Consider the following 14910-nt stretch of genomic DNA (forward strand, 5'->3'; position numbering starts at 1 on the left):
AAATGGCTCCTGCTTCTTTTCGCTTTGGCGCATCGACTCACCTGCCTGTGGTTAAGCCGGCTTGGTCAGTGCTTCGTACTGCTCAATCGAAGCCCCGTCTAAGCACGCGGTAATCATTTGATGCCCCAACGGATCAAGCTCGGGATTGCGGAATTGTGCGAGTTGTTCGTGGAAGAACTGGGTAAGCTGCTGAGCGCCAATATCGTAGGCCTCCACCCCGACCTCGGGCTGAACAGACACGTCGAAAAACTGGGGGGCCATCATTTGCCCCTCTAATTCCAGGCTGCGAGGATGGTGTCCCAACAGGGGACAACGCGAGGCAATCAAATTATCCTTCGGAATCGTGGTTCGCTTCGCGCGAGCGCGGGCAAGGCACTCGCGGGCAATCCATTGAGGTGCAAAACCAACCTTCCACGAGCCGATGTGCTGATTAGGAATCAGCGCGAACAGTGTGGAAGATGTATCCACGATCTGGTGCAACAGGATGTTCGCTTGATCGACGCGACGTCCCGTGGCAAAGGGCCAATACGAGCCGACCCCTTCCGACTGCATCCCTTCCTGCGAGACGATCGACGGATTGCCGTGACCGCGCGGGGCCACCAATCGCCACAACCAAGCCAGCGCCGGGGGCAGCACGTGAAACATGCCGACGATGCCGTATGTGGGTTTCTCGCGGGTGCAGGGTGGACATCGAATGCCGAAGCTCCGAATATCGACGGTTACTGCTTCTTTCACCACTCCTGGAATATAGTCTCGAGAAACTACCAGCCGGGGATTCGGACAGCGGACGCCCGGCTTGTCTTCAATGTGTTCCCAAATCAGCGTGGTAGCCCCTGGCTTGGCTTCCATGTTCAAGAACAGCAGCGGTCCTGGCGGATGAACGGTTAAGCTCTCTAGCGCCGGATCGGTGCCGTAGTTTTGGATGTGGTTGACGCGAACAAACCATCCCTGTTCCGCATCGACCAAAGACAACTTGCGATCGGTGCCATCCTGCTTCTGCAAATCGGGATGACAAAGCGCCATGTCGTCGGTTACGGGTCGCAAATCACACCCTTGCGGAAGAGTGACATATTGGGTTTCGTTGTTGACGAGATTGGTTCCCAATCGCAGCCGGCCATCAGGGTCGCGATGCACGGCTTCCAACATCTCGCTCTTGCCGCTGCCTGATGCCCCCTCGTGCATGATTACGGTGACATGCTTGTCGGGCGTTGTCGCGAGAACGGTCGAGCAGTGCGCCGTGGTCCACGGGATTTCTCCTCGTTCACCTGCGGTCAACAGCATGCCATAAACACCCTTTTTGGCGGAAGGCCCTGGATAGAGGTTGTAACTGAACAACTCGTGCAAACCGGCTTCCTCGAAGCGTCGATTGTGTACGACGATTTGCTTGCCATTGAAATGCGTATGACGAAAGACTGGTGCGGTATAAAGGACGGCATGGTGGTGGTAGTCGGCGCCCAATTGCCGAATCCGTTCCAAGGGGACGATCCCTTGCAGCATGGCCAACCCGAGAGCGAAGAAGCCTGCGTTGGCTGGACAGATCGCAACTGCGTTCATGGCCCGACCGGGCAGACCCGACTCGAAGAAAAAGCAAGCGATAGGCTGCGTCTTCAACCAGTCCAGTGTCTCTTGTCGCAGGGGCGCAAATTCTTTTCCAAAACGCTCGCTATACGTCGGCTTGTCGGTTGGACCTTTGTCGCCAATCACCATGCAATCGGAATCTCGCCGGCGCATGTATGGCTCCGGATAATTGGCAGCGATGCCATTACGCACGCGGCAAACCCGCGCCTCGGCAACAAAGCCAGTGCCGGGAACGTCGTAGCCGACGGTGTAGTATTCTTGTGAGTCACATTTTTCCTTGGGAACGGCGAGTGCCACCAATTCTTCAACCGACCCGACGAGAGTCAAGCGGTTTTCCTGATCCGCCGCCTCAAGCACGGATAATGCCGAATGCGAGAGTGTGATCTGGGGCAAATGCTTCAAGGACATATTGATCGCTCTGTAGGGGGTTTGGTGTCAGTTTTTATTTAGCACGACAAGCTTTTTAACGGGAGAACGTCTAGCGATCGCGAATTGTCACGCTGACGCGCGCGACCCGCCAGCTAAGCGTCACCAATCGGTGCGAGTTTGGATTCGGTGTACTCGACGGAGATTCGATTCTCGATCTCCACGCCCTTGGCACAGGTTCTTAACAGTTCTTGTGCCAGTTGCTGGTGGCAAAAGAAGCAACGTAGGCGGAAGAGCACTCGTAATTTCTCACAGGCTTCGGCCGAACTCAATCTCTCGAAGAGACACCGAGTTGGCCCAAACACGCCGCAGAATTGACTTCACTTTTCGCTGAGATAAGCTGCAGGGGGTTTTCTGCGATAGACGTCGAGCCGTGAACAAACACCACGGTCGTTTTCTCTCGACAACCGCTCTCGGCGACGGCTCGCGGCCGTTTGTTTCGTGTTGAGTAGCCAAGTTGCCGCGCTGATCCGCTGTGCCGACGGTCAAACGCAGCAGTGGCTTATGCTGCAACTCGAAGAATCGATCAGGCCTAGAAAGTGGCCCAAAGGAACCGATGAGCAAGTCAATAGCGCATGCACCCGGAAGCACTTGGCCGCTTGGAGCAACAGTTCAACACAAAGGAGTCAATTTTTGTCTTTTTTCACGACAGGCTACGGCGGTCGAGCTGTTACTTTTTGATGATGTTGACGATGTAACTCCGCGTCACATTCTGCCTCTCGATCCGGTTACTCAGCGAGCGTATTACTACTGGCACTGCTTCGTGCCGCGGCTGAAATCTAGTCAGCTCTATGCCTACCGAGTTCAGGGCCCCGACTTGCCTGACCGCGGCCTGCGATTTGATCCGCATAAGGTGCTACTCGATCCTTACGGTAAAGGGGTGGTCGTTCCCGCTGACTATTCCCGCGGCGCTGCGACTCAATCTGGCCAATGTCCCACCCCCTCGATGAAGAGTGTTGTCGTCGACCCCAGCAAGTACGACTGGGAAGATGACCGCCCACTACGGCGCCCTGCCGCGCAAACAATCATTTATGAAATGCACGTGCGTGGATTCACCCGCAATCCAAATTCCGGAATTGCGGCAGATGTGCTGGGCACATATGCCGGTTTAATCAAAAAGATTCCGTACTTGAAGCAACTGGGAATCACGGCCGTCGAGCTACTTCCTGTCTTTCACTTCGATGCTCAAGATTGCCCGCCAGGCAAGACCAACTACTGGGGCTATGCGCCACTCTCGTTCTTTGCGCCGCATCCAGCCTATAGCTCGCGACACGATCCGCTTGGACCCATTGATGAATTTCGCGACATGGTCAAAGCGCTGCATCGAGCGAATATCGAAGTAATTCTCGATGTTGTGTTCAACCATACAGCAGAAGGAAACGAATGCGGCCCGACGCTTAGTTTTCGCGGTATCGATAACCCGACCTATTACATGCTGGAACACGGCGGCAGGCATTACGCCAACTACACGGGCTGCGGCAACACGCTCAACGCAAATCAGCCGATTGTCCGTCGGATGATCGTTGACAGCCTACGGTACTGGGTCGAGGAAATGCACGTCGATGGTTTTCGCTTCGATCTGGCCTCCATTCTCACGCGCGATCCGCTGGGCCAGCCTTTGCCTAATGCACCGGTCCTGTGGGACATCGAATCCGAGCCGGCGCTGGCTGGCACCAAGTTGCTGGCGGAAGCTTGGGATGCTGCCGGGTTGTATCAAGTAGGCAGCTTTGTCGGTGATGCGTGGAAAGAATGGAACGGCCGTTTTCGCGATGATGTGCGGGACTTTTTTCGTGGGGAACCAGGGGCGGTCCGCTCGGTCGCCGATCGGATTGTGGGCAGTCCCGAGGTTTACGGGCACAAGGAGCGAGAAGCCGAGCAGAGCATCAATTTTGTCACCTGCCACGATGGTTTCACGCTCAATGACCTGGTGTCCTACAACGACAAACACAATGAGGCCAATGGCGAGCACAATCGCGATGGTGCAAATGACAATCGCAGTTGGAACTGTGGCGTCGAAGGACCGACGGCAGATGCCACAATCGAACGGCATCGCAATCGGCAGGTGAAAAATTTTCTTGCCGTAAACATGCTCTCACTAGGTGTACCGATGATCCTCATGGGAGACGAGATAAGGCAAACGCAGCACGGCAACAACAATGCGTATTGCCAGGACAATGAACTCAGTTGGCTGGACTGGTCGCTGCTCGACAAGCACGCCGATGTGCATCGTTTTTTCAGTTTACTTTGTGCAAGGCGCTCCCTGCGAAGTGTCGAGCATGAGCAAAAACGCCTGAGTGTCAACGCGATGCTGCGCGAAGCCACCAAGTCCTGGCATGGCGTCAAGTTGCATCAGCCCGACTGGAGCGATGCTTCGCGAAGCATCGCTCTCAGTGGCGAACTTCGGCAGGAAGGCTTGCAGTTCTATCTCATCTTGAATGCTTATTGGGAGTCGCTGGAGTTCGAGTTGCCCGTTCTGGAAAAGTCGGTGTGGCGACGCTGGATCGACACGGGCCTCGATTCTCCACTCGACATTTGTCCGTGGCAGGAATCTCCGGCGCATTTAGGGGGCTCCTATTCGGCAGCCTCTCGTTCCGTCGTCATGCTGTTTGCGTACAACTCTGAATCGGATGCGGTCTGACCTTATGCGCAGTCATTTAGTTACCAAAGACGCGGTTACCGAAGACGCGCTGGACTGGTTCATTCGTGGCTTTACCGCCCGCGATCTGGCAGAGCCGCTCTTGTCGGTAGATGAAGGAGCCGCGATTGCCACCGCGCAGCAACTCGTTGTTTCGCGCAGCGCGAATGTGCTGGGGTTTCGCCGCGACGGCCTGATCGCGCAATGGATCACAGCTGCAGATCTTAATACCATTTTGGATTTGCACAACTGCGCTGAGTTCGCAAGCGCTAAGGTTGTCGCCGCGGATGCACCGCTCAGTGATGTTGTTTGTTTGCTCAACTCGGAAGAACGGTTATTCGTTCGAACCTTTGGTCAGGTGGCGGGAGTGATCCCGCGCGCTGCCATTGAAAAGCCACCACTGCGGATGTGGCTCTTTGGTTTGATCACCATCAGCGAGCAACGCGTTACTTATTTGATCGACGAGTTGTTTCCAGGTGAGACTTGGCTGGATCAGCTTTCCGCCGGTCGTCTAGCCAAGGCTCGTGAACTCCAGGCTTTGCGGCAAAGCCGCGGACAGCGGCCTTCGCTCTTGGATTGCCTGCAATTCGCCGACAAAGGACAAATCGTAGCTCGCAACGAGAGGCTACGCGAACGGACGCGATTTCACTCGCGGTCTGAAGTCGAACGCTTTGTGCAGGCCTTGCAAGACCTGCGGAACAACCTGGCCCATGCTCAAGATATTTCCGGCAACTGGGACGTCATCTGCGAACTGGCCGCCAAAGTACATCGCATTATTTGCGGACCCAGCGGTGTTGCAGCTGATGGCAGGTAGCCTGACCGCCGCGGAGTAATCCGATGAATGTCCGCAACCTCCTGCCGATCACCGACTGGCTACCACGGTACGACCGTGCGTGGATCAGTGCCGATCTTATCGCGGGGATCACTCTGGCCGCTTATGCAATTCCGGTGTCGCTAGCTTATGCCGCCCTGGCCGGGTTGCCGCCACAGATGGGCCTATATTGTTATCTGGCGGGTGGAATAGGTTATCTGGTGTTTGGATCGTCGCGACATGTTGCGATCGGTCCTACGTCGGCGATCTCTTTACTTCTGGGCGTATCACTGCTGGAACTCGACCCGAGTGATCAGCAGAAATTGGCCGTGTTGGCATCGCTCACGGCCGTTGCGATGGCCTGCGTGTTCTCAGTCGCTTGGCTATTGCGCCTCAGTGTGCTCGTAAATTTCATATCCGAGAGCATTCTCACAGGATTCAAGGCCGGTGCTGCGCTGGTGATTGCCGCCACACAACTGCCAAAGCTACTCGGCGTAAAGGGTGGTGGAGACGATTTCTTCGAGCGGGTCTGGATACTGATTCAGCAGGCAGACGCTACTCATTGGTTGACGCTGGCAGTAGGAGTTTGCGCGATTGCCTTTTTACTCGCCGGGGAACGACTCTTGCCGAGGCGACCGATTGCGCTCTTTGTCGTACTCGTCTCCATCGTGGCGGTTTGGTTCTGGCAACTCGATCAGCGCGGTGTAAAGATTGTGGGATTTATACCCGCGGGACTTCCTTCGTTTCAGTGGCGAGCGTTCGATGTTTCGCAGTTGACGCTGCTTGAAGGCAAGCAAATTGTCCGCCTGGCCTCGGCTTGCTTTCTGCTTTCGTATATCGAAAGCGTCTCGGCGGCGAGGACATTTGCCCTCAAGCATAAATACGATGTGAACCCTCGTCAGGAGCTGCTGGGTCTGGGCGCGGCGAGTCTGTTGGCAGGACTGTTTCAAGGCTATCCGATTGCTGGTGGCCTGTCGCAATCGGCGGTCAATGAGCGTGCTGGTGCAAGAACGCAGTTGTCTCTGCTCTTCGCCTCACTGTCGATTGGCATCGTGCTGGTTTTTCTGACGGCGTTTTTTCGGACACTACCCGATGCAGTGCTGGCCGCAGTCGTACTCGTCGCAGTCAAGGGACTTATCAACGTACCGGAGTTGCTGCACCTTTGGCGGACGAGCCGGCTGGATTTTGCAGCCGCAAGTGTTGCCTTTAGCGGCGTCCTGCTGATGGGCGTATTGGATGGTGTGCTGGTCGCCGTGCTCGCCTCCATTCTGATGTTGCTGGGAAGAGTCTCGCGGCCATACATTGCATTTCTCGGCAGAATTCCGGGTACGCCCCGCTTCTCCGACTTGGCTCGTCACTCGAAGAACGAACCAATTCAAGGCGCGATTGTGTTCCGCGTTCAATCGTCTTTGCTGTACTTCAACGTCGACCATGTATTAGAGGTGGTGCGTCAGCGGGCCCAATCGACCGAAGGGTTGCAGCGGGTCATTTGCGACCTGTCAAATGTCCCGTATGTCGACATCGCCGGCGCTCGCATGCTGCTCCGCATGTACGATGAATTTGACTCCCGCGGTGTGATCTTTCGAGTGGTAGAGGCCCATGGCCCAGTGAGGGAAATGCTCCGGGCCGAGGGTTTAGAAGCGAAGAGCGGACCGATTACCCGATTGGAGTCGCTTGCAGATTTGCTCTCGGAGAAGAGGCCTGCCAGCTAATCTACCCATGTTTTGGTGAATTTGTCGCGTCCTTCAACTGACAGATGAGCGAGTGCTCATCGTCTCGATTGACTCGATAACGATCCTCGTAGCCTGGGTCGTTGTGATGCCAATGACAGTACATATTGTGATACCGGCAGGCCCAGCCGAATTTCGGCAGCACGTCGTGACGGGTGGTGCTCGAAAGCGACAACAGCACGCTTTGCTTATGCTGTTCGATCAGGCTCCAATCAACGCGCTGGTTGCTTTCGGCGGCTTGCAAGTAGTTGACGAACCACCAACCGTCCACGTCGCGGCACAGGGCGTTGCCAACTTCTGGGTCGCCGCTGCCATTTGCAACTTCTTGAGCGCTGAGGATAATTCGACTCAGTGATTCGGATAGCAGAACGCGTGGGACAATCGCCGTTCGTTCTTCCAGATGGTAGGACTCAATGAGGGCTTTGCCAAACACGATCTCATCGGTCAGGCAAACGGGGCCGAGTGTCAAGCCGCCCCGGAGAAACAGACCGTTCAATGCCATGCGCAATTGGTATCGCTGCGCACAGCGAATCACAAACCACGCCGCGGCAGCAGGGGCGAGCCCCGAGTCTTCATATGCGTAGGCCAGCACCAGATTGTCGCTGAAGAATTTGATCGCCCAGCCAGCAGGAGTCGCTTGCGACTCACTTCCGAGAATCTGCCGTACATAAGCTCGCGAATCTTGGATGGCGTTACAAATCTTATCGAGCAACGGCTGCGAATCTTCATCAGCAGCCGTCGTCACCGACTGCGAGAATCCAAGCAAGTCCAAAAAGCCAACGATGGACGACCGCAGTTTCGGTCTTCCGTGGTCGTCGAGGTAAGCAGATGTATTATCCTTCACGATGTCCTTTCGAAATTCGGCACCCCAATCGGTGTGGAAGGCTTCATTGTAGTACCCGTCGAGGGGACATCCGCAAGCAAGTGCACGCACTTTTGGAAGCACGCGAGTTCGGCATGGTTATGACGCACATAAGCCAATGTGAATGACTTTACTATCGCTTCGACATCGGTCATGCTCTTGGGCTAGTCTCACCAGGCGGACCGCACTTGCGAAATTCTCATCATGTCCAAAATTGGAATCGTCACCGGGGGCGGAGATTGCCCAGGATTGAACGCTGTCATCAGGGCCGTAGCCAAAGCCGCTCATCGTCGCGGCTGGGAGGCTGTCGGCATCGTGGGTGGTTACGAAGGGTTGCTGGCTCCACAGAAGACGAAAGCGCTCGTCGGAGATACACTCAATGGTTTGCTGGTTCGTGGTGGGACCATTCTGGGCACTGCGAACCAAGGGAAGTTTTCGGCAAAGGTCGGTCATGGCAAGCTGCGGCAATTACCAACCGACTTGCTTGAGGAAACCAAACGTGGATGCGAGCAACTGGGATTGATCGGGCTTGTTTCGATCGGAGGCGATGGTTCGCTGTCGATCGCTCAGCAGATGTTCGAGTATGGCATTCCCGTGGTTGGAGTCCCCAAGACCATCGACAACGATCTCGCTGCCACGACCATGACGTTCGGTTTTGACTCCGCTGTTGCCTGTGCGACGGATGCGCTTGATCGACTCCATAGCACGGCTGAAAGTCACCAGCGTGTAATGGTTCTGGAGGTGATGGGCAGGTATGCAGGCTGGATCGGCATCTACGCTGGCATCGCGGGTGGGGCCGATGTCATCCTAATTCCGGAAATACGTTTCAGCTACGGAAGCATCTGCGCGAAGGTCAAGGAACGCGAGGCTCGCGGCAAGATGTTTAGTATCGTGGTGGTTGCTGAAGGTGCTCGTGAGGCTGGCACCGACTTTGTCACGTCCGGCAGTTCATCAGAACCTCGCGAAGCGCGATTGGGCGGAATTGGCGCCCAAGTCACTGCTCAGATTCAAGAGCGCACTGGTAAGGAGACTCGCTGCGTCGTGCTTGGACATTTGCAACGGGGTGGCAGCCCGACCAATATGGACCGCGCACTGTGCTCGATCTTTGGCGCGAAGGCAGTCGACCTGATCGCAGAAAAGAAGTTCGGTCAAATGGTGTCCTATACAGGCACCGGTGTCACGAGTGTCTCATTAGCCGAGGCAACAAGGGAACTGCGAACCGTTCCCTTGGACGGTGGATTTGTCACTGCAGCCCGCTCACTCGGTATTTGCTTGGGAGACTAGCTTAGCGGCAGCTAAACTCGCGAACCTTAGCCAACAGGTTGCAAGGTTGCACCTTCGCTTCTGCGCCCCGGCGAAGTGATCGAGTTTTAGACTACGATGACTCTCCTAGGTTCGACTGGATTTTCAGAATCTCACAAACCCTCCCCGCGGGACACACCATCGGGTTGGTCCCGATCGTTTGCGCGCCGGGAGTGGCGCTCGGCAGCATTCAGGATCGCCGCATACCTCTGCCGATCATTCTCCCGCAGCGACCGATACAACTTTCGCATCTGCCCTGCTCAATCTCCGGCTCGTGGCAATCCATCGATCATCCTCCCCTTTGAAAAGAATGGCGGAAGTCTTTGGCGGAGCGGGGACAGAGACCGCTTACCCTTCGCGAACTTCGACCGCCCTGGCCGTCTTACCCGCGATCGCAGCACAAAGCATCGAGCCCTTTGTCGCCAACGCCCTGTTGGCTGAAGGAACTGATTCGCAGTCTTTCCTTGCAGGACTGGTCAGCCAGGCGTTCGCCGTTCCGATTGATTCGGTCTTAGCCTACTTCGAGGGCGTGTTCGCTGGCGGCGAGCGTCTATATTTCCCGGCAAACCGTAAGCTATTTGATGACGCCTACCAACTCATTGTAGATGCCGGGCCGTTCATATTGGCGACGTCCCTAATGCCGATAGTGAAGAAGGACATCGCCGGCAGCATGGCGGCGGTCCTTTGAGACAAAGACACGAACTTTCAGTTTTTAGCGAGCCTTGCCACGAAGGCCAACAATTCTCCCCGCGGGCTCGATCTGGTCAAACCGTTCTTGCAGGGCGTTGCTTCACGCTTCACCGTAGAAGTTCTGGGCAGCGCAAATCGAACCACCGGCGAATTGTTGAATCGGTCCGCACTCTGCGGCACTGCGTGAAGCGCCGATGGCGTGATGATCGCGACTAGCAAAGTGACGAGAGGTGAGAATTTGGACTTCATAATCGTCTCAGAGTTTGGCGTCGGGGAGGCATGCGACGACTTGCTTCAACGATGCCTGCCGCCAAGATTTCAAGAGAGGCACTGGCTGCCGTCATTTGATTTCGAGTTTCCCGAATTTCGCGGGGATGTGCCAAGATCCACCCGTTGGGGAGAAAGCTTGCTGCTCCGGTTTTTCAAGGCCGGCCAATCGCAGCCTCCCAACGTTGAAGAACCACGGGGCCTCTTGCGTGGGCATGGTTCCCGCGACGCGGTGTTTGGGATCGGCCTCGGCCTCGGCTTCGCCCACCGTGGGAATGCGCAATTGCACGCGCCAGAAGTCGGCCCCTTTATCTGCTTTGACGTCGGCGAGTGATTTCCAGTCTCCCGACGGGGCGCCTTCCAACAGTCGACCGTCCGGATTGACCTCCAGGTGGTAGTAAGTGTGATTCGGAGTTTCCATGGAAACTGCCACATAGTCGCCGCTGACCACATCATTGGCGACGACGATTTTCTTCATATCTGGTTCCTTGCAGACGATGTCGAGCAGTAAGAAGTTTTTGTCCCATCCCACTTGGAATGTGGTTTCGGGAACGCCTTTGATATTGCCCCGGTTTGCCTTCAGCGGATAGTGCGGCCTCTCGGAGAGGTTTGCGCCTACGGTACCGACGGCAAGGGGCGCTTTACTGCGCAACTCAGCGAGTTCTTGCTCCTTGGCCTGGTACTTGGCAATGAGCTGCTCCCTCGGCTGCAGGTCTGAGATGACCGCCTCGATCCGTTGTCCGTAGATTGTGTCACCGGCTGCCGTCTTCGCCTTGTCGAGTAAGTCCCTGAACTTAAGCGCAGTGTTCAAGGAAACATTCATCGGGTTCCCTCTACCTCTGCCGCGGCTGACGTCCTTGTAGGCCAAGTTACTCTCAGCGAAGTCAATCGCTTGCTTCATCTCCTTGGCGGCCGGGCCATAGAAAAGCGTGCAGTATTCATCGAGCACTTGATTGACGTCTTGGTCCGCATTCCAGAAAAAACGAGACTGAATGTAGAGGGTGATGTGTTCCAAACCCATCGCTTGCCATTTTGCTCGATATTGGCTGACCTCTCCGGTTCCCAAGAGCGCGACCCCCTTGAGATACTTGAGATCCTTGGCCATCGCCCGCGGGTGAAGCAGCGGATAGGAAATCGCCGCGCCACGGACGCCATCCTCTTTCCCCCAGAGGTGATAGAGGTTGTTTTCGAATCGGAAAATGTTGCCCGGCGCCACTTTCGCTTTCCAGCGATCCATGCGACTCGTGTAGTCGGCCCAGTGCTCCGGGTCGTTCATCTTCGGGCGGCCTGAATTGGAGACCTTGATCGCCACGTTGGGCGTGAACTTTGCGACCTTGTCCGAAGTATCGTTATATGAAGTGTAGGCCCCGCCGGTGATGAGTTTGTCGGGATGCGTTTTGTAGAGTTCTCGACCGACTCGCTCGGTGAAACCCCACACCAACTCGGGAGTGGGCTTCTCCTTGCACATTTCGCAGCCGCAGTGGGAGAGGCCATCTCCCGGCCAAAGGTCTACTGCGGGCATCTGGTAGACGTCGAACATGAACCGGCAGTAGTTTACTGTCTCCTGAAAAAGCCCCTCCGACGAGAAGCACGGTGTGCCGTGGCCGCGGTGCTCGATGTCGCGCTTGCCGCCGAGGAGTGCATAGTATTCGGGATGGGCCTTCTTCATTGCTTCGCCGCTGTGGACATGCGTCAGCCCGTGAGCGCCGCCGGCAAAGCCGAGCTTCTGATAAGGTGAGTTGATCCCGATCCTTCGTGCCCAGAGGACATCGTCGAAGGAAAACTTCGCGTAGTTATTCCACAGCCATGACCGGCCGTGAGTATCGGGAAAGACGGTTTTGTTCATCGCGGTCAGCTCAATGGTTTTTCGTTCCGGCACGACCTCACCCAAGCTGCCAGGCATATACCAGCGGACACCCAGGCCGCGCAAAAACTCGCAGACCGCATTGAGCGATCCGTTTTCATCCTGGTATTCAAATCCGCGGGTCGTATTGCCGCTGGTGAGCCACAGATCGGCCGCATCCTTCCCGTAATACGCAGCTAGCGTCGCTTCGAACTTCGGGGGAATCCACTGACTTTCCACGCCCGATTGAAACGGAAATCCCCACTCCATGTCGGTTTTTTCCGCGACCGCTTTCTTCCAGGCCAGTTCGGGCTCCTTGTCGCTCCGCTTTCTGGCCAGATATGCGGGGGGAACAAAGTTGAAGTCATTCCCCAGCAGCACCAGCCAGTCTTTCCCAGAAACCATCCGAAACGCACCGTATTTCAAATCCTTGTCGGTCACTCCCAGTTTGTCTGTGGCTGGGCTCTTGCCCACATAGATTTTGATCGGCAGGCTCGCATCCGGGCTCGTGACGATCGGTAGCCGCGCTCCGCTTATCGCCTGGATGTGGCGTTGCAGTTCTAGAGCTGCCAGCGTCGCCATTCGGGGGCGATTCTCTGCCGCAATCACGATTTGGGCACGCGGTGCGCCCTGATCGACGAGTAGCGTCTCGGCGGCGTGAAGTAATGGGCGGGAAGCGAACAGAAGCAGGGCGGCGAGGAGTGCTTGTTTCAGGGTCATCTATTTGCCTCTTGATTAGCCGGTTGATTTGTTTGTGGCAGTCGGTCGATCAGTGTTCGCAGCCTTACCTTGTCGGAGACCACTTTCCCGGCACGGACGTCTTCCTCAGTAAAGACGGCGAATAGCACTTCACCATCTGGAGTACGATTGTGGTCGTAGACGACGTAAATCGTTCCGTCTCGTGCTTGAACGCCATCGGGGTAGGTAACATGTTCGCGCTCATCGAGCAGCAGACCGCCTTGCCAGGATTTTCCGTCGTCGTCGGAAAGGAAAGCCATCAGCTTTTCGCGCCCGGCACGTTCATCGAGCGGGCCGTGCTTCACGAGTAGCAGCGCGCCGGTTTGCAACCGCCGCAGAAAAAATCGTGAGGTGCAATGCTTGATCGCGATCCGTTCGACGGGTGTCCAAGTTTTTCCCCCATCACGCGAGATCGTCTCGGCCAGACCCTGCATGCGGACCATCATCCAGAGCGTGCCGTCCTTGCGTTCGACAATCATCGGTTCGTCGGGACCGCGCGTCGCAGGATCAGGGACATTGGCCGATCCGCGCAGCGCGAAGGTCGCACCCTGATCCGTCGAAGCGTAAACGCGGATGCTGTCGTCGGCTTTCCAGATCGACGAAGTGAGGAGCCAGTCGCCGTTCTTGAGGACGGTCGGCTTGTTCAGCATAATGCCGTCGCCCAAGCGGCGCGGGGCAGACCACTTCGGGTTCTCGGCATCCGGTTCGTCGGTCACGATCGCAAAAATGCCGAAGCGGTTGTCTTGCAGGCCGAAGCTCTGTCCCCAGAACAACCACAGTCGCTGCTGCGGATCGATCCAGATAGCCGGCGACATGGCCCGCACGTTCTTTTGCGGCAGCACCATCAGCTTGAAGTCGGACCACGACTGCCCATCGTCGTCGCTCTTCTTGAGCACTTGATAATTTCGCGTACTTTCAACGTCACGGCCATACACGACCCAGAGCCGACCCTTAGCAGTGCGCTCGATGCCCGCCACTCCCTGCCGTTTTGTCTGCGGAATGTGATTCTTCCACGGGTTGACGATCACCGTGGCGGGGTCGAGGGCGACGTCTGGATTCGGAACATCCTCGCCCAGCGCGGCGGTGATCAAGAGCAGCGAGCTGAAAAGGACAACATGAATCGCTTGGTTGATGTTGTATGTCATCAGGCCACTTTTCGGTGAGGGTTGTCGTGCGGTAAGGCGAACGGCGTGAAGGAGCGTCAGCGTGGCGACCGAGGACTAGGGTTGCTTTGCTGCGCGAGGCTCCGGGGGATGCTGAATGAAGCCGATCAGATATTGGTAGACGTTGCTTAGATGTTCGTGCATTGCCTGCCGTGCCTTGAGCGCGTCGCCTGCAACGACGGCTGAGTAGATCTCGATATGCAATCTCTCGGAGTCGATCCGCCGATCGAGACTGCCGGGAGTTCCGGCAAAGTGCCCCGCCAACAGGTCCGTCAACGTTCGCTGCATCGAGGCCAGAACGTCGTTGCCACCAAGCCGCGCCAATTCAGCGTGAAATCGAAAATCGAGCGCGACGTATTCTTGGCGCGAAGTCTCACTCGGCATTTGCAACATGGTATCGAGCAACCGTCGAGCAGGGAGCAGATCCTCCAAACGTCGTCGTTCGGCAGCCAGGCCGATCAGTTCAACTTCGATCACGCGCCGCGCTTCGAGGACGTGCAGCACATTGACGTGTTCCCTGCTCAGGCCGGATCGCAGAGTCGATTCGACTCCGGGAATGGTTTCGTCGACGGTGAAGCGGGCGTTGACCGGCGACGTTTCCAAATAGACACCGACGCGGGGAACCACCCGAACTGCCCCATTGGTTTGGGCACAGAGGATCGCACTCCGCACGACGTTCGGATTAAGTCCCAAGTGGCTCGCGAGCTCACGCACGCTGGGCAATTGATCGCCGGGCTGGAGTCGCAATTCCTCTGCGCGGTCCACCACGCGCAGCCAGACATCGGTCGCAGACTTATTTTGGGGCTCTAAGATCGCGGGCATGTGTTGATTTGCGTTTAGCCGTGTGATTTTACTGATTTAATCA

At 56.4% G+C, this 14910-nt stretch carries 10 protein-coding genes; 5 read left to right on the forward strand and 5 right to left on the reverse strand.

The window, feature by feature from the left end:
- Window positions 1-51: 51 nt before the first annotated feature.
- Window positions 52-1986: a DUF4914 family protein gene (locus tag ETAA8_RS08790; RefSeq protein WP_145087573.1), complete on the reverse strand. Its 1935-nt coding sequence runs from the start codon at window positions 1984-1986 to the stop codon at window positions 52-54.
- A 574-nt stretch (window positions 1987-2560) separates the two neighbouring features.
- Here ETAA8_RS08790 and glgX point away from each other — a divergent pair.
- The 3 genes from glgX to ETAA8_RS08805 are packed head-to-tail and all read left to right on the forward strand — an operon-like array spanning window position 2561 to window position 7162.
- Window positions 2561-4642: a glycogen debranching protein GlgX gene (glgX, locus tag ETAA8_RS08795; RefSeq protein ID WP_145087575.1), complete on the forward strand. Its 2082-nt coding sequence runs from the start codon at window positions 2561-2563 to the stop codon at window positions 4640-4642.
- A 4-nt stretch (window positions 4643-4646) separates the two neighbouring features.
- Window positions 4647-5453, forward strand: coding sequence for a hypothetical protein (locus tag ETAA8_RS08800; RefSeq protein ID WP_145087577.1), 807 nt, complete (start codon window positions 4647-4649; stop codon window positions 5451-5453).
- A gap of 23 nt (window positions 5454-5476) precedes the next feature.
- Window positions 5477-7162, forward strand: a complete 1686-nt coding sequence (locus ETAA8_RS08805) for a SulP family inorganic anion transporter (RefSeq protein WP_145087580.1) — start codon at window positions 5477-5479, stop codon at window positions 7160-7162.
- 1 nt (window position 7163) lies between these two features.
- Here ETAA8_RS08805 and ETAA8_RS08810 read toward each other — a convergent pair whose 3' ends face one another.
- A complete protein-coding gene (locus ETAA8_RS08810; protein ID WP_145087582.1) occupies window positions 7164-8024 on the reverse strand; it encodes a hypothetical protein in 861 nt (286 codons plus the stop codon).
- A 222-nt stretch (window positions 8025-8246) separates the two neighbouring features.
- Between ETAA8_RS08810 and ETAA8_RS08815 the strand changes: the two genes are divergently transcribed.
- Both ETAA8_RS08815 and ETAA8_RS08820 read left to right on the forward strand, forming a co-directional pair.
- Window positions 8247-9326: a 6-phosphofructokinase gene (locus tag ETAA8_RS08815; RefSeq protein ID WP_145087584.1), complete on the forward strand. Its 1080-nt coding sequence runs from the start codon at window positions 8247-8249 to the stop codon at window positions 9324-9326.
- Window positions 9327-9654: 328 nt separating this feature from the next.
- Window positions 9655-10032: a hypothetical protein gene (locus ETAA8_RS08820; RefSeq protein WP_145087586.1), complete on the forward strand. Its 378-nt coding sequence runs from the start codon at window positions 9655-9657 to the stop codon at window positions 10030-10032.
- 342 nt (window positions 10033-10374) lie between these two features.
- On the opposite strand, the gene ETAA8_RS08825 is transcribed toward ETAA8_RS08820, so the two are convergent.
- From ETAA8_RS08825 to ETAA8_RS08835, 3 genes are all read right to left on the reverse strand, one after another.
- Window positions 10375-12864 (reverse strand): DUF4838 domain-containing protein, encoded by a 2490-nt coding sequence (locus ETAA8_RS08825; RefSeq protein ID WP_145087588.1) that lies wholly within the window; start codon window positions 12862-12864, stop codon window positions 10375-10377.
- Window positions 12861-14027 (reverse strand): sialidase family protein, encoded by a 1167-nt coding sequence (locus ETAA8_RS08830; protein ID WP_145087590.1) that lies wholly within the window; start codon window positions 14025-14027, stop codon window positions 12861-12863. The genes ETAA8_RS08825 and ETAA8_RS08830 overlap by 4 nt, the downstream gene beginning before the upstream one ends.
- A gap of 75 nt (window positions 14028-14102) precedes the next feature.
- Window positions 14103-14867 (reverse strand): FadR/GntR family transcriptional regulator, encoded by a 765-nt coding sequence (locus ETAA8_RS08835; RefSeq protein ID WP_145087592.1) that lies wholly within the window; start codon window positions 14865-14867, stop codon window positions 14103-14105.
- Window positions 14868-14910: the final 43 nt, after the last annotated feature.

Source organism: Anatilimnocola aggregata (assembly GCF_007747655.1).
Lineage (GTDB): Bacteria > Planctomycetota > Planctomycetia > Pirellulales > Pirellulaceae > Anatilimnocola > Anatilimnocola aggregata.